Consider the following 17919-nt stretch of genomic DNA (forward strand, 5'->3'; position numbering starts at 1 on the left):
AGTCATTCACTGCGTCCGGAGGTCAGAGACGGCGGTTGGCCAGGGCTCCCGTTGCCGCGCGGGCCTGGGCCGGCACCGCCGGGTCCACGTCCACCAGCAGCGTCTCCGGCGCCGCCCCGGCCTGGGCGACCACCCGGCCGAAGCCGTCCGCGACCAGTGAGTACCCGATTCCCGTCGGCGCCTTCGGGTTGACCGTGACGCCCGTCGCCGCGGGGTCGGCCTGGCCGCAGCCCAGCACCCAGCAGCCCGAGTCCAGCGCCCGCGCGCGCACCAGGACCTCCCACTGCTCGCGCTTGCCCTCGCCCGCGCCCCACGACGTCGGCAGCAGCACGACGTCGGCGCCGTCGTCGGCCAAGGCGCGGAACAGCTCCGGGAACCGCACGTCGTAGCAGGTCGCGACGCCGTAGACGACGCCGTCCAGCTCGAAGGTGGTCGCCGCGGAACCGGGCGCCACCGTGTCCGACTCGGCGAAGCCGAACGCGTCGTAGAGGTGGATCTTGTCGTAGCCGCGGTGGTGCCCGCCGCCGGTGATCAGCAGCGTGTTGCGGACCCGCCCGTCGTCCGCCGGGGTGAACATGCCGGCGACGACGACCACGTCGTGCTCGGCGGCCACCGAAGCCACGGCCGACGCCCACGGGCCGTCGAGGGGCTCCGCGACCGGCTCGAGCGGCCGCCCGAAGCGCGCCATGGTCGCTTCGGGGAACACGACGATCCGCGCGCCGTCCGCCGCCGCGGCCTCGACGCCGGAGCGAACGAGTTTCAGGTTCGCCTCCGGATCGTCACCCGAGTTGACCTGGCACAACGCGATTCGCGCCACCGCTGCCTCCTGCATGCTGGGATCGGCCGTCACCGGGGAGTATCGCCGAAAACCCGTTCGGCGTGACCTCGTACCCTGGTGGGCATGCTGAACCGCACCGACCTGCGCGGGCAGGTCCCGACCGCCGCCGAACTGCGCGCCACGCTCCCTCGCGCCGAATACGACGTGGACGCGGCGCTGCACCACGTGCGCCCGGTGGTCGAGGCGGTCCGCGATCGCGGTGTCGAAGCCGTCCTGGAGTACACCGAGAAGTTCGACAAGGTGCGTCCCGCGTCCGTGCGGGTGCCGCGCGCTGCGTTGACCCGCGCTTTGGAAGAGCTCGACCCCGCGGTCCGCGCCGCGCTCGAGGAGTCGATCGCCCGGGCCCGGAAGGTGCACGCCGAGCAGCGCCGCACCGACGTCACGACCACCGTCGTCGAGGGCGGCACGGTCACCGAGAAGTGGGTGCCGGTCGAGCGCGTCGGGCTGTACGCGCCGGGCGGGCTGGCCGTGTACCCCTCGACGGTGGTGATGAACGTCGTCCCGGCGCAGATCGCCGGCGTCGGCTCCCTGGTCGTCTGCTCGCCGCCGCAGGCCGCGTTCGACGGCCTGCCGCACCCGACCATCCTCGCCGCGGCCGAGCTGCTCGGCGTCGACGAGGTGTGGGCGGCCGGCGGCGCGCAGGCCGTCGCGCTGCTCGCGTACGGCGGCACGGACACCGACGGCGCCGAGCTGGCCCCGGTCGACATCGTCACCGGGCCCGGCAACATCTACCTCACCGCGGCCAAGCGGCTCCTGCGCGGCCTGATCGGCATCGACGCCGAGGCCGGGCCCACCGAGATCGCCATCCTCGCCGACGAGACGGCCGACCCGGTGCACGTCGCCGCCGACCTGATCAGCCAGGCCGAGCACGACCCCCTGGCCGCGAGCGTCCTGGTCACGACGTCGGTGGAGCTGGCCGACGCCGTCGACAAGGAGCTGGTGAACCGCGTCGCCGCGACCAAGCACACCGAGCGCGTCGCGGAAGCACTGGCCGGCAAGCAGTCCGGCATCATCCTGGTGTCCACAGTGGACGACGGGCTGCGCGTCGTCGACGCCTACGCCGCCGAGCACCTGGAGATCCAGACGGCGGACGCGCGCGCGGTCGCCGCCCGCGTCCGCAACGCCGGCGCGATCTTCGTCGGCGCGTACGCCCCGGTGTCGCTCGGCGACTACTGCGCCGGGTCCAACCACGTCCTGCCCACCGGCGGGTTCGCCCGCCACTCCTCGGGCCTGTCCGTGCAGAGCTTCCTCAAGGGCATCCACGTCGTGGACTACACCGAGGACGCGCTGCGCGAGGTCGCCGGCCGCGTGGTCGCGCTGGCCGACGCCGAGGACCTGCCCGCGCACGGCGAGGCCGTCACCGCGCGCTTCGGAGGTTCGGTCCGATGACGATCGGCGAAGAGATCACGCTGGACGAACTGCCGCTGCGGGACGACCTGCGCGGCAAGTCGCCCTACGGCGCACCGCAGCTGGACGTCCCGATCCGGCTCAACACGAACGAGAACCCCTACCCGCCGCCGCCTTCGCTGGTGGCCGACGTTGCCGAGGCGGTCCGTCTCGAGGCTGCGGAGCTGCACCGCTACCCGGATCGCGACGCCGTGGCGCTGCGGCAGGACCTGGCCGACTACCTGAGCGTGTCGACGCGGGTGGTGCTGTCGGAGGCGAACGTCTGGGCCGCCAACGGGTCCAACGAGGTGCTGCAGCAGATCCTGCAGGCGTTCGGCGGTCCCGGCCGCAGCGCGCTCGGCTTCGAGCCGTCGTACTCGATGCACCCGATCATCGCCTCCGGCACCCGCACCGAGTGGCTGCCGGCGCCGCGCCGCGACGACTTCAGCCTCGACACGGCCGCCGCGGCCGCGGTCATTTCGGAACGCCGTCCGGACGTCGTGTTCGTCACCAGCCCGAACAACCCGACGGGCGGCTCGATCCCGCTTTCCGAACTGCGTTCTTTGCTCGATGCGGCCACCGGGATCGTGGTGGTCGACGAGGCGTACGCGGAGTTCTCGTCGCAGCCGAGCGCGGTCGAGCTGCTGGCGGACTACCCGTCGCGGCTGATCGTCTCGCGCACGATGAGCAAGGCGTTCGCCTTCGCGGGCGGCCGGCTCGGCTACCTGGCGGCGGCTCCGGCGGTGGTCGACGCACTGCAGCTGGTGCGCCTGCCGTACCACCTCTCACGGCTCACGCAGGCGGCGGCGCGGGCGGCCCTGCGGCACGCGGACGCCACTTTGGACAGTGTGCACAAGCTGGCCGCGGAACGCGACCGCGTCGTGGAAGCGCTGGCGGGCCTGGGGTACGACCCGGTGCCGAGCGACTCGAACTTCGTCCTCTTCGGACGGTTCGGCGACCCGCACGCGGCCTGGCAGTCCTATTTGGATCGCGGGGTGCTGATCCGCGACCCGGGCATCCCCGGACACCTGCGCGTGAGCATCGGCACCCCGGAAGAGAACGACGCCTTCCTCGAGGCGAGTAAGGAAGTCTCGCGATGACCCGCATCGGCAAGGTCGAACGGACCACCAAGGAGTCCTCGATCTTCGTCCAGCTGGACCTCGACGGCACGGGCGAGGTCGACATCTCGACCGGCGTCCCGTTCTACGACCACATGCTGACGGCGTTCGGCGTCCACGGCTCGCTGGACCTGAAGGTCGAGGCCACCGGCGACGTCCACATCGACGCCCACCACACGGTGGAGGACACGGCGATCGTGCTGGGCCAGGCGATCCGCCAGGCCCTGGGCGACAAGAGCGGCATCCGCCGCTTCGGCGACGCGTGGATCCCGATGGACGAGACCCTGGCCCACGCGGCCGTCGACGTCTCGGGCCGGCCGTACTGCGTGCACGTGGGCGAGCCCGAGCAGTTCAACAGTTTCACGATCGGCGGCAACTACCCGTTCGTGCTGACGCGGCACGTGTTCGACTCGCTGGCGTTCCACGCCCAGATCGCGTTGCACGTGCGGGTGATCCACGGCCGCGACCCGCACCACATCGCGGAGGCGGAGTACAAGGCGGTGGCCCGGGCGCTGAGGGCAGCGACCGAGCCCGACCCGCGCGCGGGGGGCATCCCCTCGACGAAGGGCGTGCTCTAGTACACGTCGCCGGCCGCCGCGACCTCGACGTTTCCCTTGTGGACGGTCGCGGCGCGCTCGGCGGCTTCGTCCGGTGTCAAGAACGGGCCGAGGTGGGTCAGCAGGAGCTGCCCGGCCCCCTGCGCGGCGCGGGCCGCGTCCTCGGGCGTCAGGTGCACCGCGGACGGTTCCGGACCGTCGGCCTCGCAGAGGAACAGGTCGGCGCCGTTGGCCAGTTCGGTGAGGGCGGCGCACGGGCCGGTGTCGCCGGAGTAGGCGAGCACTCGGTCGCCGTCGGTGACACGGACGCCGAAGGCGGGGAAGCCGTGTTCGACCGCGGACGTGGCCAGGGTCAGGCCGTTCACTTCGGTGAAGTGGCCGTCGTGCAGCTCGTGCACGTGGAAGGCCTGCTCGATCGGCGCCGGGCCGGTGTTGCCGAGGAAGTCAGCGAGCCGGTCGCGGATCCCGGGCGGCCCGTAGAGCGGCAGCGGCCCGGCGGGCCGGAGATCGGCGAACAGCAGCGCGTAGACGGCCGGCAGCAGGTCGGCGACGTGGTCGGCGTGCAGGTGCGAGATCCAGATGGCGTCGACGTCGGTGAGCGCGGTGTGTTCCTGCAGCGCGGCGAGGGTGCCGGGGCCGGCGTCCAGCCAGACGGTCGCGCCGTTTCCTCGGACGAGGTACCCCGAGCACGGCTCGCCGGGGCGGGGGTACGGGGTCGCGCTGCCCAGCACGATCAACTCCAAGGGCATGTGGCACCCTAACCCGCATGAGCAACGGAGTCGTCGGCGTCCTCCTGCTCGCCCTGGGCGGTTTCCTGGTGGGCGGGGTCTATTCGACGTGGAAGACGGCGAAGTTCATGGCCGTGGTGCTGGGCGTCGCGGCCCTGCTCGCCATCGGCGGCGCGATCTTCTGGTTCTCGAGCTAGCTAGCCGTCGGCCAGCCGCTGGATGGTGGCGCCCAGCCAGGCCTCGAGCTCGGCGGGATCGCCGAGTTCGGACCGCAGCACCCGGCGGCGCGTCGAGACGCCGAGCACGAACGCGTCGATCGCGGCCGCCCGGCTGCGGGCGTCGGCGGCGTCGAGGCCGCTGTCGCGCAGGTAGCGCTGCAGCGGCTCCAGCGAGTTCGTGTCGAGGAATGCGGCCAGCGCCTCCGCCGCTTCCGGGCGTTCGCCGGCCGCGCGGTGCAACACCAGCAGCGGATCCTCCCCGGGGTTGCCGAACCAGCGCCGGACGATGTTCGCCGCGAGCCGGGCGCCCAGCGTGGCCCGGTCGCCGTCGAAGGAGTCCGCGACCGGGATCTCCACGCGGGTCGCGGCCAGGAAAAGGCCGTCCTTGCCGCCGAAGTAGCGCGTGATGAGGTTGGGGGACACGCCGGCGGCGTCGGCGACGCCCTTGACCGTGACGGCCGTGTAGCCGTGCCGGGCGAACTGGCCTCGAGCGTGCCCCAGGATCCGCTGCCGGGTGGCGGCCGCATCGCGCGAAATCATGTGTACGAGCATACACATCGATGTGTACGCTGATACACATGGACGACGAGATGCGCGACCGGCTCCGGCGGACGCGGCGGGCCACGACCCCGTGGAGTGAGGACCGCACGCGCGGCATCGGCGGCACCCGCCTCGACGCGCTCCTCGACCGCTGGGCGAACGGGTACGACTGGGGAGTGCACGAGCGCCGCATCGGTGAGCTGCCCTGGGCGACGGTACGGGCGGGCGGCGCCGACCTGCGGGTCATCCACCGGCGGTCCGCGGATCCGGGCGCGCCGGTCGTCGTGCTGCTGCACGGCTGGCCGGACTCGGTGCTGCGGTTCGAGCGCGTCCTGCCGCTGCTCGCGGACATGCACGTGGTGGTGCCCGCGCTGCCGGGCTTCCCGTTCGCGGCACCGCTCGCCACGCCCGGGATGTCGGCCGGCCGGATGGCCGGGATCATCGCGGCCGCGCTCGCCGAGCTCGGTTACCCGAGGTACACGCTGTCCGGCGGCGATGTGGGTGGCACGGTCGCGGAGATCCTCGCGGGCGAGCACCCGGACCGGGTGGCCGCCCTGCACCTGACGAACGTCGCCCCGCAGCGCGCGCTCACGGTGGATCCGGCAAAGCTCGCCCCCGACGCGGCGGCTTACCTCGCCCGGGCGGGGCAGTGGTTCCGGGCCGAGGGCGGGTACATCGCCGAGCAGTCGACGCGGCCGAACACGCTCGCCGTCGCCCTCGGCGACTCACCGGCCGGCCTCGCGGCGTGGATCGTCGAGAAGCTCGAGTCGTGGTCCGGCGAGGGGGCGTTCACCGTGGACGAGCTGCTCACGTGGGTCACCGCGTACTGGGTCACCGGCGCGATCGGCACTTCGTTCGCGACGTACACCGAACCGGCGGCGCTGCCGGCCCGGGTCGACACGCCGACCGTGCTTTCGGTCTTCCTGCGGGATACCAAACCGGAGCCGCGGAGCTACGCCGAGGTGTTCTTGAACGTCCGTGAGTACGTGGAGCACGGCGCCGGCGGCCACTTCGCGGCTTGGGAACAGCCGGAGGCGTACGTCGACGACCTGCGCCGGGCGGTCAAGCTGGGCGGCTGAGTCTGCCCCCACCCTCTCCGGGGGGCGTCCCAAGTCCAGTCTACCGGTGGGGCCCGACAAAACCCCTGGCCGAAGCCTGGTTGTCCACAACCCCGCGGGGTTGTGGACAACCGAGGTCAGCGGCTCGCGCCGACCAGCTCCCGCTCCTCGGGCTCGTCCAGGTGCTTCGTGAGCTTCTCGCCCTCGACGTCGACGTCCGGCAGGATCCGGTCCAGCCACTGCGGCAGCCACCACGCGCCGCGGCCGAGCAGGGACATCACCGCCGGGACCAGCGTCATGCGGACCACGAACGCGTCCACCAGCACGCCGAACGCCAGGGCGAAGCCGATCGACTGGATCAGCGACGACTCCGCGAGCACGAACCCGGCGAACACGCTGATCATGATCAGCGCCGCCGCGACCACCACGCGCGCGCCGTGGCGGAAGCCGGTGACCATCGCCTCCTGCGGCTCCGCGCCGTGGACGTGCTCCTCGCGCATTCGCGTCACCAGGAACACCTGGTAGTCCATCGCGAGTCCGAAGAGGACACCGATGAGCAGGATCGGCAGCATGCTCATGATCGGGCCGGTCGAGGCGACGCCGAGCAGGTCCGTCAGCCAGCCCCACTGGAACACCGCGACCACCGCGCCGAACGTCGCCGCAACCGAGCCGAGGAAGCCGAGCGTCGCCTTCAGCGGCACCACCACCGAGCGGAACACCAGCATCAGCAGCACGAACGCCAGCCCGACGATCAGCGCCAGGTACGGCAGCATCGCGTCCGAAAGCTTCTCGGAGACGTCGATGTTCGCCGCGGTCTGGCCGGTGACGGACAGCTTCGCGCCGGTCCCGGTCTCCAGCGCGCCGGATTCGGTGCGGATCGCGGCCACCAGGTCCTCGGTCTGCGCGCTGCTCGGGCCGCTCTTCGGGATCACCGTGAGCAGCGCCGTGTCACCGTTCTGGTTGACCCGCGGCGGGGTGACGGCGGCGACGTCCGGCAGCTTCTGGATGTCGGCCGCGGCCCGGCCGAGCGCGGCCTGGCGGTTGGTGCTCGAAGAGACGTCGACGACGACCAGCAGCGGCCCGTTGGAGCCCGGGCCGAAGCTGCGGCTCGCGATCTCGTACGCCTTGTGCTGCGTCGACTCCGGCGCGGCCGTGCTGTCGTTGGGCAGGCCGAGCTGCATGCTCAGCGCGGGCAGCGCGACGACGGCCATCCCGGCCAGCGCGACCAGCAGCACCGGGATCCGGTGGCGGCCGACGAACCGCGCCCAGCGTTCGCCGTGCGTCGGTTCGACCGGCTTGCGGCGCAGCCGGATGCGGCTGCCGGCGACCCGGGCCCCGGCGAAGCCGAGGATGGCGGGCAGCAGCGTCAGGGCGATGAGCACGGCGATCGCGACGGTGACGGCCGCGGCGACGCCCATCTGGCCGAGGAACGGGATGCCGATCACGGTGAGCCCGGCCAGCGCGATGATGACGGTGAGCCCGGCGAAGACCACGGCGGACCCGGCGGTGCCGGCGGCGCGTCCGGCGGCTTCTTCGGGATCGCGGCCGATGCTCAGTTCGTGGCGGTAGCGCGACACGATGAACAGCGCGTAGTCGATGCCGACGGCCAGGCCGATCATCAGCGCCAGGATCGGGGTGTTCGAGTTCAGCTCGAGGAAGCCGGAGGCGACGAAGATGCCCGCCATTCCGGTGCCGACGCCGATCAGCGCGGTGAGCAGCGGGATCCCGGCCGCGAGCAGCGAGCCGAACGTGATGACCAGCACGACGGCGGCGACCGCGACGCCCAGGCCTTCGGTGGCCCCGGTCGCGGGCGCGCCCTGCACGGCGTCACCGCCGAACTCGATGGTGAACCCGGCGGCGCGTCCGGCGTTCGCGGTGTCGAGGAGCGCCTGGCGGTCTCCGTCGGTCAGCTCGTACGCCTTCGCTCCGTAACTGACCTGAGCGAGCGCGACGCGCCGATCGGGTGAGATCGACTGCGCCTGGAACGGGTCGACCACGGCGGCGACCTTCGGCGCCGTCTTCAGCTGCCCGACCAGGGCTTCGACGGCGGCCTTGCCCTTCGCGTCGGTCACCGTGGTCCCGGCCGGAGCCTCGATGATCACCCGCGCGGTGGCGCCACCCGCGTTGGCCTGCGGGAACTTCTCGGTGAGCTGGTCGACCGCCCGCTGCGACTCGGTGCCGGGGATCGTCACCGAGTTCGACAGCTGGCCCGACAGCGTCAGCGCGCCCAGGCCCAGCGCCACCAAAACCGCCGCCCAGACGGCCGCGACCAGCGCTCTGCGCCGGAAGGAAAACCGGCCGAGCCGGTACAGGAAGGTCGCCACGAGTCAGCTCCGTTTCGCCCGAACGGGCTCGGTTCACTCCATCAGGTCCTTTTCCAAGCTAGCCGATCGGCAAGGGCAGGTCCAAGCCGATCGGCAAGGATGTGACTAGCCGAACAGCAAGGTTTATTCCTTGCCGTTCGGCTAGTAAGTCGGTTTGCCGATCGACAGGGCGTGACGTAGGCTCCGACGGCTCGATGAGGAGGAAGAATGACCGCCGGCCCGGCCGAGGACACCCGGACCCGACTGCTGCAGACCGCGCTGCGCCTGTTCACCGAACACGGGGTCGAGGGCACGTCGCTGCAGATGATCGCCGACGCGCTGGGCATCACCAAGGCGGCTGTGTACTACCACTTCAAGACGAAGGCGGAGATCACCGAGGCGGTCGCCGAGCCGGGCGTCCGCGACCTGGACGAACTCGTCCGCCGGGCGGCGGCGCAGAAGCGCCGGGGTGCGCAGGTGGACCTGCTGCTGGAGGGCTTCGTCGACCTGGTGATCCGCCACCGGGCGCTGGTGGCGCTGTTTTCGAGCGACCCGGGCATCGCCCGAGCGATCGAGAAGTCGGCCCACGGCGGCATGGAGGGCTTCGGGCAGGTGTTGCTCGGCATTTTGTCGGGCCCGGACCCCGACACGACGGCCCGGGTCAACGCCCTGGTGACATTGACGGGCATCGCCATGGCGGGCGGTTCCCCGGACCTGGCCGCCCTCGGCGACGACGAGCTGCGCACGGAACTCCTGGACGTGGGCCGCCGCCTGCTGGGCCGCCCCCGCCGCCGAACCACCACCCCAGTCCCAGCACTCTAACCCCACCCCCACATGAGTTCCGGGTTCGATCACGCGAGTCGCGCGTACTCGAACGGTCGGTTCGCGTACCGGGAGAGTCGGATTGTGCGGCGGAACTCGCGTGATCAGCGGGGCATCACGCGTGATTGAAAGGTCGACTCGCGTGATTGGCGGGACGACACGGCTCAGGTGAGGCTGGCGAGGTGGTGCGGGGGAACGGAGGGGGTCAGCCAGACTTCGTTGGCGCTTATCTGGAATGGGTGACCTTCCGCGGCCATCGCGGCGGCGTCGACCCGGAGGATCACCGGCTTGCCGCGGCGGGCGCCGACGATTCCGGCCGTTTCCACCGTGGCCGACAGGTGGACCGCGTGGCGGTTCATCGGGCGCAGGCCTTCGCGGAAGATCGCGTCGAGGTACTTCGCCACCGTGCCGTGGTAGAGCACGTCCGGCGGGGTGGTGTCCGGCAGTCCCAGCTCGACCGGGACGCTGTGGCCCTGGCTCGCGCGGATGCGCGTTCCGGTTTCGTCGAAGGCGAAGCGGCGCTTGCTGTTCTTCTCGACCACTTCGTCGAGCTGCGCGCGGGTGATCGCGAGGGCGCGCACGAGCGCGTCGACCGGGGCCCAGCCGTCGGACGTGAGGGTGAGGCCGAGAGCGGCCGGGTCGTGGCGCAGGTGCCGGGAAAGCCGCTTCGAGATGCGGATCATTTCTTTTTCGTTCATTGCCTTTCCGGCATCCTCCCCGGGCGCAAGCGGTTTAGATGCCGCCCTCGACCGCGGGACGCAGTTTGCTCGCGCCCGGCCCGAAGCGGGCCAGCTCGTCGTCGTTGTTGTACAACGCGCAGCTGCGCAGGGAAAGGCAGCCGCAGCCGACGCAGCCGGTGAGCCGGCTGCGAAGCCGCTGCAGGGCGTCGATGCGCGCGTCGAGCTCGTGCTGCCAGTCGCGGGACAGGCGGGCCCAGTCCGCCTTCGTCGGGGCGTGGTCCGCCGGCAGCGTGGCCAGCGCCGAGCTGATGTCCTCGAGCGAGAGGCCGACCCGTTGCGCGGCGCGGATGAACGCGATCCGGCGCAGCACCGAACGCGCGTACCGGCGCTGGTTGCCCGCCGACCGCTCCGAACTGATCAGCCCCTTCTCCTCGTAGAACCGCAGTGCCGTGTGCGGAACCCCGCTGCGTTCCGCCACCTGTCCGATGCTGAGATGTTCAGCGAGCCTGGTCACCAGGTCAGGCTATCCTTGACTTCGAGTTTAGTCGAGGTTGCATCGTCGGGTCATGACCACTGTGACCGCACCGGGCTACGCCGATCTGCCCCGGCTGATCTCGCTGATGACCGGCGACGAAAAGCACACCGCCGCCGCGGAGTCCACTTTGGACGTGCTGTGGGTGCTCTACGACCGCGTGCTCGACGTCACGCCCGCGAACTTCCGCGAACCCGGCCGCGACCGGTTCCTGCTGTCCAAGGGGCACGGGCCGATGGCGTACTACGCCGTGCTCACCGCGAAAGGCTTCATCGCCGAGGCCGAGCTGGCGACGTGGTCCGACCCGATGTCGCGGCTCGGCCACCACCCCGACCGGTGCCGCATCCCCGGCGTCGAAATCTCCAGCGGTTCCCTCGGCCACGGCCTGCCGATCGCGCTCGGCACCGCGCTCGGCCTGCGTGCCCGCGGCCTGACGAGCGCGAAGGTCGTGACGCTCGTCGGCGACGCCGAGCTCGACGAGGGCTCGAACCACGAGGCGATCGCCGTCGCGGCGCGCGACCGCCTCGAAAACCTGACCACGGTGGTGATCGACAACCGGTCGTCGACGCGCGGCTGGCCGGGTGGCATCGCCCCCCGCTTCGCCGTCGAAGGCTGGGAGACGCGCACGGTGTCCGGCCGCGACCACGACGCGCTGGACGAAGCCTTCACCACCGCCCACCCCGGCCGGCCGCTGGCCGTGGTCGCCGTCGTCGAACCGAAGGGCTGAGCACGATGCCGATGCGGGAAACCTTCCTCGCCACCACCGAAGAGATCATCGACGCCGACCCGGACGTCGCGGTCGTGCTGGCCGACATCTCGGCCGCGCAGCTCGCCGGCGCCGCGCGGCGGCACCCGGACCGGGTGATCAACGTCGGGATCCGCGAGCAGCTGCTGGTCAGCACGGGCGCCGGGCTGGCCCTGGCGGGACTGCGGCCGATCGTGCACACGTTCCCGTCGTTCCTGGTGGAACGCGCTTTCGAGCAGATCAAGCTGGACTTTTCGCACCAGGACATGGGTGGGGTCCTGGTGTCGTGGGGCGCGTCGTACGACATGTCGACAGCGGGCCGCACGCACCAGTCCCCGGGCGACGTCGCGCTGATCGATTCCCTGCCGGGCTGGACGGTCCACGTCCCGGGCCACCCGGCGGAGGCCCGCCGGTTGCTGCTGGAGTCGATCCCGGGAGACGGGCGGGTCTACCTGAGGCTTTCGGCGCAGGAAAACGCCTCCCCGCAGCTGGGGGTGGGATTCACCCGGCTGCGCTCCGGGCGGGCCGGCGTGGTGGTGGCGGTGGGCCCGGTCCTGGACCGCGTCCTGCGCGCCACGGCGGGCCTGGACGTGACGGTGCTGTACGCATCGACGATCCGCCCGTTCGACGGCGCCGGCCTGCGCTCGGCGGTGCAGTCCGCGACCCCCGATGTGGTGCTCGTGGAGCCGTACCTGGCGGGGACGTCGGCGCATTGCGTGGCGGAGGCGCTTTCCGAGGTGCCGCACCGGTTGCAGGCGCTCGGGGTCCGGCGGGACGTGGAGGTGCGGACGTACGGGGAGATCGCGGACCACGACCTGGCGCACGGGCTGGACGCGGGATCGCTGGGGTTGTCGATCAGGGAGTTCCTGGGGGACCGCCGTGGAACGGCCGATGCGTCCGGGGCCGCGGGTCGATAGCGTGACCGCCATGCCATCGATCCGGCCGATCGCCCTTGCCGTCATCCGGCGGGGGACTGCCCTCCTTGTCTTCGAAGCGCGCGACGACGTCAAAGGCGAGACCTTCCATCGGCCGCTCGGGGGTGGGATCGAGTTCGGTGAGCGCAGCGAAGACGCCCTGAAACGCGAGTTCCGCGAGGAACTCGACGCCGAGATCGTCGTCAAGAAGCTGCTCGGGGTGCTCGAGAACGTCTTCACCTGGCAGGACCGGCCCGGGCACGAGATCGTCTTCCTCTACGCCGCCGAGTTCGCCGACCCGAGCCGGTACGAGCTCGACGAGATGAAGATCCTCGACGATCCCGCCACCGCACGCTGGGTCGACGTCCGCGACTTCCTCGACGGCGGCAAGATCCTCTATCCCACCGGGCTCACCGAACTCCTTTCAGCGGATCAGTGACCGCGAAGTCGGCACCAGCTCGAACGACCCCGGCGAAGCGACCCGGCTGAACCACACCGAGAACGGGCCGTCCGTCCGGACCGGCAGCTGCGGGAAGGTGTTCGCAGACGGCTCCGTCTCGAACGCCGCGAACACCGAATCCGGTGGCGGCGCACCTGGTGAAATCGTCACGTGCAGGCCCGCGCCCGGCGGTGGCGAAGCCAGGCCGCGGCGGAGCGGGCGCAGCAGCAGCACGTTGTCGGAGTCGATCATCGTCTCGTTCGCCGCCGAACGGTGTTCCTTCCAGACCGGGCCGAAGTAGAACTCCTCCAGTGCCGCCTTGCGCTCGGCCATCGAGCGGAAACCGCGCAGCCACACGAACTCGTCCGGGGACGCCCGCGAGCGGAACAGCCCGAACAAGTGCGCGCCCGCGGCCTCCTGCGGCTCGACGAACTCGCGCTCGAACAGCTCGATCAGCTCGTCGCGCCGGCCGGGGTGCAGGGTGTAGCGCCGCAGCTCCACCACGGTTTCGAACTCGGAGAAAGGCTCGGGGGAAGTCTCGGAAAAAGTCATGGTGCCGAAGCTAGCGGCCACCACCGACAAAAACCGGTCAGCGGAACGCGGCCAGCCCGGTGACCGCCTGGCCGAGGGACAGCGCGTGCATCTCTTCGGTGCCTTCGTACGTCAGCACCGTCTCGAGGTTCGCCATGTGCCGCATCACCGGGTACTCCAGCGAAATCCCGTTGGCGCCGAGCATCGAGCGCGCGGTCCGGGCCGCGTCCAGCGCCGACCGGACGTTCGCCATCTTCCCGAAGCTGACGTGGTTGTGGTGCAGGGCACCGGCGTCCTTCAGTCGCCCGATCTGCAGGGCCACCAGCCCGGCGCGGTTGACCTCGACGAGCAGGTCGGCGAGCTTGCGCTGGGTCAGCTGGAACCCGGCGAGCGGTTTCCCGAACTGCGAACGCGAGAGCGTGTACTCCAACGCGGCTTCGTAGCACGCGCGCGCCGCGCCGACGACCCCGAACAGGATCCCGTAGCGGGCTTCGTTCAGGCAGGACAGCGGCCCGCGCAGCCCGCGGACCTCGGGAAACGCCGCCGATGACGGCAACCGGACGCCGTCGAGCACCAGTTCCGCCGTCAGGGACGCCCGCAGCGACAGCTTGTGCTTGACCTCGTTGGCCGTGAAGCCCGGCGTCGACGTCGGGACGACGAAACCGCGGATCCCGTCGTCGGTCTGCGCCCAGACGACCGCGACGTCGGCGACGGTCCCGTTGGTGATCCACATCTTCGTGCCCGAGAGCACCCAGTCGGAGCCGTCGCGCACCGCGCGGGTCCGCATCGAACCGGGGTCGCTGCCCGCGTCCGGCTCGGTCAGGCCGAAACAGCCCAGCGCCTCGCCGGTGGCCATCCGCGGCAGCCACTCCTGCCGCTGCTCTTCGCTGCCCCACCGGTGGATCGCGTACATCGCCAGCGATCCCTGCACCGAGACGAAGCTGCGCAGGCCCGAGTCGACGGCCTCCAGCTCGCGGCAAGCGATGCCGTACGCGACGGCGCTGGTGCCGGCGCAGCCGTAGCCCTCCAGGTGCATGCCGAGCAGGCCGAGCGAGCCGAAGCCCTTCGCCAGCTCCGCCGCGGGGAGCGCGCCCGTTTCGTACCAATCGGCGACGTGGTCCAGCAGGTGGTCCTTCGCGTACGCGCGGACGGCGTCGCGGATGGCGCGTTCCTCCTCGGCGAGCCCGGCGTCGAGGTCGAGAAAATCGTGCGGGTCAGGGGTGCGGTTCATGATGGGCTCCCGGGGACGCGTCGGTGCGGCTCCCGCAGGAAACCACAGTCAGGCGTCTGTCCTCCGCGTGGCGTTCGTCACGCGGGCAGCAGACGCGCTCGGTGTGCACCGCGGCCGGGTCTGCTGGCGGGGGATCAGCAGCTCGCCGAACTGCGGAAACGGCACGCTTTCGATGTCTTCACGCCAGGCGTGCAGCATCTGGGACAGCAGATCGTCCTCGGCCATCTTCGCCTCCCTGGCGTCCGGTCGTGCCGGGCTGAGCGCACACGATCGGGTGAAGTGATACCCGGCGAGCGGGAAGTTCAAACGGATTTCTTCAAGATCTTTCCGGGCCGTGCCCGCTCTGTGGCAGGATGGCGTCGCCGCCGCCAAGGCCTCCACTCCTGAGGAGCGCACATGCGCGCACCGCGGACGGCAAGTCTGCTCGCTCTCACCACCGCCACCCTGCTCGCCGCGACCGGCGTCGCCGCCGCGCACGGAACCCGCTGGCAGCAGACCGGCCACACCACCGCCGAGAACCGGATCAGCGGCGAGGGCCTCACGACCCTCCGGCTGCCCGGCCACGCCCCCGAGATCGTCTACCGCAACGGCGCCACCATCCCGCAGCCGCTCAAGGACGAGGGCTGGGGCCACGTCGGCGATCCCGATTCGCTGCACGGGTACGTCTTCGACGTCTACCAGGACACCCGCACCCCGACGCCGGTCACGAAGATGTACCTGGTCACCAAGCCGGACGGGACGACGACGGAGTTCGTCCACCCGCTGCAGCCCGACGAGCCGGCCGTCAACGCGAACGCCCAGGTCGCGGCCACGCCCGACGGGCAGTGGCTCGTCTCCGGTCCGCTCGGGGAGATCGACCGCCTCTACGTCTCCCCGACGCCCTTCCTGAACCCGCGCGGCCCGAAGGTGGCCGGCGACCTCCCGGTGGCCGCCCGCATCCACCTCGACCACCACATCCGCAGCGCCCAGGGCTGCGACTTCGTCGGCGCGACGCGGCTGATCTGCGCGACCAGCGACCCGTACAACGACCTGTACCCGACGAACCTGCAGCTCCTGCAGATCGACCTCGCGCGCCCGCTGACCGGCCACGACGTCACCGCCCGGGTGCACGAGATCGGCCAGGTTCCGCTGGTCAGCACCTGCACGGGCACCTTCACCCCGGAAGGCGTCGACTACGACGACGGCGTGCTGCGCGTCGAGGTCGTGCCGCCGTCACCCTGCAACACGGTGACCGACGTCTATTCCTTCGAGCGCCGCTGAGGGCGACGGCTACGCTGGGTGGCGTGTCTCGTGTGGTGATCCTCGACTACGGTTCCGGCAACCTCCGCTCCGCCGAACGCGCTGTGGCGCGCGCCGGGGCCGACGTCGAGGTCACCGCCGACCCGCATGCCGCCGTCGAAGCCGATGGGCTCGTCGTGCCCGGCGTCGGTGCCTACTCCGCCTGCATGGCGGGGCTGCTGGACGTGCAGGGGCACCGGATCATCGGGAAGCGGCTCGCCGGCGGCCGCCCGGTGCTCGGCATCTGCGTCGGCATGCAGATCCTCTTCGCCCGCGGGGTCGAGCACGGCGAGGAGACCGAAGGCACCGGGGAATGGCCCGGGGTCGTCGACCGGCTGCACGCGGATGTCCTGCCGCACATGGGGTGGAACACCGTGCGCGCGCCCGCGGACTCGCGGCTGTTCGCCGGTCTCGACCCCGAGGAGCGGTTCTACTTCGTGCACTCCTACGCCGCGCGCACGTGGGAGCTCGACGGCCTGGCCGGGCAGGAACCGAAGGTCACCTGGGCCCACCACGGCGAAGACTTCGTCGCCGCGGTCGAAAACGGGCCGCTGTGGGCCACCCAGTTCCACCCGGAAAAGTCCGGTGACGCCGGGGCGCAGCTGCTGCGCAACTGGCTGGCGACCCTCTGACCGGGTGATCCGGGTCTCCGCCCTAGAGTTACCCGCGTGACTTTCACGCTCCTTCCCGCCGTTGATGTGGCCGATGGCCAGGCCGTGCGACTCGTCCAGGGCGAGGCCGGCACCGAGACCTCCTATGGCAGCCCGCTGGAGGCCGCGCTGGCCTGGCAGCGCGACGGCGCCGAGTGGATCCACCTGGTCGACCTCGACGCCGCGTTCGGCAAGGGCAGCAACCGCGAGCTGCTCGCCGAGGTCGTCGGCCGGCTCGACGTGCAGGTCGAGCTCTCCGGCGGCATCCGCGACGACGCGTCGCTGAAGGCCGCACTGGACACCGGGGCCCGGCGGGTCAACCTCGGCACCGCCGCGCTCGAAGACCCGGAGTGGACCAGCCGGGTCATCGGCGAGTACGGCGACCGCGTCGCGATCGGCCTCGACGTGCGGATCACCGAGGCCGGCCACCGGCTTTCGGCCCGCGGCTGGACCTCCGACGGCGGCGACCTGTGGGACGTCCTGGAGCGCCTCGACCGCGACGGCGCGTCCCGCTACGTCGTCACCGACGTCAGCAAGGACGGCACGCTGCGCGGCCCGAACCTCGAGCTGCTGCGCGACGTCGTCGCCCGCACGGACGCACCGGTGATCGCCTCCGGTGGGGTGTCGAGCGTGGCCGACCTCGTCGCCCTGGCGGGCTTGGCGGCCGACGGCGTCGAGGGGTCCATCGTCGGCAAGGCGCTCTACGCCGGCGCGTTCACGCTGCCGGAGGCCCTCGCCGCGGTCGCGAAGCTCTAGTTGGTGGCGCTGTAGACGCCGAGTCCCGGCTTGGGGGTGAACCCGAGCGTCGAGGACATGTTGACCAGCGCCGAACCTGGCCCGGCTTGGGCGAGGAAGGCGTGGGCCAGTGTCACCACCGCGCGGCAGTTGAGGTCCAGCACGGCGAGGGAGTCTTCGAGCGGGGTTTCCGCGAAGCCGCCGTGGACCGCGATGCCCGCGTTGTTCACCAGCAGCGTGTGAGGCTCGCTCAACCGCTCGGCGGTGGCCCGCAGGCCCTCGGGGGTGGCGAGGTCCGCGGCCAGGTGGTCGTGGCCCGGCCCCAGTTCCGCCATGAGGTCGGCGAGCCGGTCTTCGCGGCGGGCCACCGCCGTCACCGCGTACCCCGCCGCGGCCAGCGCCGTGGCGAACGCCCGGCCGATGCCGGCGCTCGCCCCCGTCACCAGCGCCTTCACCGCTTCGGCTTCGTTTCCGGCGCGAACGCGAACGAAACGCGCTCCATCAGCGGCTTCCGCTGGGTGTTGTGGAAGGCTCACCACGGGGGCGACGACCCGGCTGATCGACCGGCTGGAGCGGGCCGGCTACGTCCGCCGCGCGGCCGACCCGGCCGACCGGC

At 71.5% G+C, this 17919-nt stretch carries 22 protein-coding genes and 1 pseudogene; 13 read left to right on the forward strand and 10 right to left on the reverse strand.

Annotated features, from left to right (window positions below; all coding sequences use genetic code 11):
* Positions 1-22: 22 nt before the first annotated feature.
* Positions 23-817: a carbon-nitrogen hydrolase family protein gene (locus ISP_RS11970; protein WP_013224126.1), complete on the reverse strand. Its 795-nt coding sequence runs from the start codon at positions 815-817 to the stop codon at positions 23-25.
* Between the two features lie 84 nt (positions 818-901).
* Between ISP_RS11970 and hisD the strand changes: the two genes are divergently transcribed.
* From hisD to hisB, 3 genes are read left to right on the forward strand one after another with little or no spacing between them, the layout of a single operon-like run.
* A complete protein-coding gene (gene hisD / locus ISP_RS11975; RefSeq protein ID WP_013224127.1) occupies positions 902-2227 on the forward strand; it encodes a histidinol dehydrogenase in 1326 nt (441 codons plus the stop codon).
* The gene (locus tag ISP_RS11980; protein WP_013224128.1) at positions 2224-3324 is read left to right on the forward strand and encodes a histidinol-phosphate transaminase; all 1101 of its coding nucleotides are present in this window, start codon (positions 2224-2226) and stop codon (positions 3322-3324) included. The genes hisD and ISP_RS11980 overlap by 4 nt, the downstream gene beginning before the upstream one ends.
* Complete coding sequence (hisB, locus tag ISP_RS11985) at positions 3321-3920, forward strand: imidazoleglycerol-phosphate dehydratase HisB (protein WP_013224129.1); 600 nt, start codon at positions 3321-3323, stop codon at positions 3918-3920. The genes ISP_RS11980 and hisB overlap by 4 nt, the downstream gene beginning before the upstream one ends.
* On the opposite strand, the gene ISP_RS11990 is transcribed toward hisB, so the two are convergent.
* Positions 3917-4648 carry an MBL fold metallo-hydrolase gene (locus ISP_RS11990; RefSeq protein WP_013224130.1) on the reverse strand — a complete coding sequence of 244 codons (732 nt, stop codon included), beginning with the start codon at positions 4646-4648 and terminating at the stop codon, positions 3917-3919. The two genes, hisB and ISP_RS11990, sit on opposite strands and share 4 nt — an antisense overlap.
* 17 nt (positions 4649-4665) lie before the next feature.
* Between ISP_RS11990 and ISP_RS11995 the strand changes: the two genes are divergently transcribed.
* Positions 4666-4824: a hypothetical protein gene (locus ISP_RS11995; protein ID WP_014466792.1), complete on the forward strand. Its 159-nt coding sequence runs from the start codon at positions 4666-4668 to the stop codon at positions 4822-4824.
* Here the strand turns inward: ISP_RS11995 and ISP_RS12000 are convergent, their stop codons facing one another.
* Entirely contained in the window at positions 4825-5385 is a 561-nt protein-coding gene (locus tag ISP_RS12000; protein WP_013224131.1) for a TetR/AcrR family transcriptional regulator, read from the reverse strand. It lies immediately after the preceding gene.
* A 38-nt stretch (positions 5386-5423) separates the two neighbouring features.
* Here ISP_RS12000 and ISP_RS12005 point away from each other — a divergent pair, with 38 nt between their 5' ends.
* Positions 5424-6464, forward strand: coding sequence for an epoxide hydrolase family protein (locus ISP_RS12005; RefSeq protein ID WP_013224132.1), 1041 nt, complete (start codon positions 5424-5426; stop codon positions 6462-6464).
* Positions 6465-6580: 116 nt separating this feature from the next.
* On the opposite strand, the gene ISP_RS12010 is transcribed toward ISP_RS12005, so the two are convergent.
* Positions 6581-8767: an MMPL family transporter gene (locus tag ISP_RS12010; RefSeq protein ID WP_013224133.1), complete on the reverse strand. Its 2187-nt coding sequence runs from the start codon at positions 8765-8767 to the stop codon at positions 6581-6583.
* A 207-nt stretch (positions 8768-8974) separates the two neighbouring features.
* Between ISP_RS12010 and ISP_RS12015 the strand changes: the two genes are divergently transcribed.
* Positions 8975-9568 (forward strand): TetR/AcrR family transcriptional regulator, encoded by a 594-nt coding sequence (locus ISP_RS12015; protein ID WP_013224134.1) that lies wholly within the window; start codon positions 8975-8977, stop codon positions 9566-9568.
* A gap of 164 nt (positions 9569-9732) precedes the next feature.
* On the opposite strand, the gene ISP_RS12020 is transcribed toward ISP_RS12015, so the two are convergent.
* Positions 9733-10266: an RNA 2'-phosphotransferase gene (locus ISP_RS12020; RefSeq protein ID WP_014466793.1), complete on the reverse strand. Its 534-nt coding sequence runs from the start codon at positions 10264-10266 to the stop codon at positions 9733-9735.
* A 34-nt stretch (positions 10267-10300) separates the two neighbouring features.
* A complete protein-coding gene (soxR, locus tag ISP_RS12025; protein ID WP_013224136.1) occupies positions 10301-10762 on the reverse strand; it encodes a redox-sensitive transcriptional activator SoxR in 462 nt (153 codons plus the stop codon).
* A gap of 52 nt (positions 10763-10814) precedes the next feature.
* On the opposite strand from soxR, the gene ISP_RS12030 reads away from it, so the two are divergent.
* Genes ISP_RS12030 through ISP_RS12040 form a run of 3 tightly spaced genes read left to right on the forward strand, consistent with a single transcriptional unit; the run spans position 10815 to position 12878 of the window.
* Entirely contained in the window at positions 10815-11507 is a 693-nt protein-coding gene (locus tag ISP_RS12030; RefSeq protein WP_013224137.1) for a thiamine pyrophosphate-dependent enzyme, read from the forward strand.
* Positions 11508-11512: 5 nt separating this feature from the next.
* Complete coding sequence (locus ISP_RS12035; protein ID WP_013224138.1) at positions 11513-12442, forward strand: transketolase family protein; 930 nt, start codon at positions 11513-11515, stop codon at positions 12440-12442.
* A 10-nt stretch (positions 12443-12452) separates the two neighbouring features.
* Positions 12453-12878, forward strand: coding sequence for an NUDIX hydrolase (locus ISP_RS12040; protein ID WP_230468766.1), 426 nt, complete (start codon positions 12453-12455; stop codon positions 12876-12878).
* Here the strand turns inward: ISP_RS12040 and ISP_RS12045 are convergent.
* The 3 genes from ISP_RS12045 to ISP_RS12055 are packed head-to-tail and all read right to left on the reverse strand — an operon-like array spanning position 12864 to position 14865.
* Complete coding sequence (locus ISP_RS12045; protein WP_014466795.1) at positions 12864-13430, reverse strand: NIPSNAP family protein; 567 nt, start codon at positions 13428-13430, stop codon at positions 12864-12866. The two genes, ISP_RS12040 and ISP_RS12045, sit on opposite strands and share 15 nt — an antisense overlap.
* A gap of 37 nt (positions 13431-13467) precedes the next feature.
* Positions 13468-14640 (reverse strand): acyl-CoA dehydrogenase family protein, encoded by a 1173-nt coding sequence (locus ISP_RS12050; RefSeq protein ID WP_013224141.1) that lies wholly within the window; start codon positions 14638-14640, stop codon positions 13468-13470.
* 48 nt (positions 14641-14688) lie between these two features.
* Positions 14689-14865 carry a hypothetical protein gene (locus tag ISP_RS12055; RefSeq protein ID WP_014466796.1) on the reverse strand — a complete coding sequence of 59 codons (177 nt, stop codon included), beginning with the start codon at positions 14863-14865 and terminating at the stop codon, positions 14689-14691.
* A gap of 171 nt (positions 14866-15036) precedes the next feature.
* Between ISP_RS12055 and ISP_RS12060 the strand changes: the two genes are divergently transcribed.
* Genes ISP_RS12060 through priA form a run of 3 tightly spaced genes read left to right on the forward strand, consistent with a single transcriptional unit; the run spans position 15037 to position 17324 of the window.
* The gene (locus ISP_RS12060) at positions 15037-15900 is read left to right on the forward strand and encodes a hypothetical protein (RefSeq protein WP_013224142.1); all 864 of its coding nucleotides are present in this window, start codon (positions 15037-15039) and stop codon (positions 15898-15900) included.
* 32 nt (positions 15901-15932) lie between these two features.
* The gene (hisH, locus tag ISP_RS12065) at positions 15933-16550 is read left to right on the forward strand and encodes an imidazole glycerol phosphate synthase subunit HisH (protein WP_013224143.1); all 618 of its coding nucleotides are present in this window, start codon (positions 15933-15935) and stop codon (positions 16548-16550) included.
* Positions 16551-16586: 36 nt separating this feature from the next.
* Entirely contained in the window at positions 16587-17324 is a 738-nt protein-coding gene (gene priA / locus ISP_RS12070) for a bifunctional 1-(5-phosphoribosyl)-5-((5-phosphoribosylamino)methylideneamino)imidazole-4-carboxamide isomerase/phosphoribosylanthranilate isomerase PriA (RefSeq protein ID WP_014466797.1), read from the forward strand.
* Here priA and ISP_RS12075 read toward each other — a convergent pair.
* On the reverse strand, positions 17321-17758 hold the full coding sequence (locus ISP_RS12075; protein ID WP_013224145.1) for an SDR family NAD(P)-dependent oxidoreductase: 438 nt from the start codon (positions 17756-17758) through the stop codon (positions 17321-17323). The genes priA and ISP_RS12075 overlap by 4 nt on opposite strands.
* Here ISP_RS12075 and ISP_RS12080 point away from each other — a divergent pair.
* Positions 17724-17885, forward strand: a pseudogene (locus ISP_RS12080) (hypothetical protein); the annotation flags it as partial. The gene ISP_RS12075 and the pseudogene ISP_RS12080 sit on opposite strands and share 35 nt — an antisense overlap.
* Between the last annotated feature and the right edge of the window lie 34 nt (positions 17886-17919).

It is taken from the genome of Amycolatopsis mediterranei (genome assembly GCF_026017845.1).
In the GTDB taxonomy this organism is placed as follows: Bacteria; Actinomycetota; Actinomycetes; order Mycobacteriales; family Pseudonocardiaceae; genus Amycolatopsis; species Amycolatopsis mediterranei.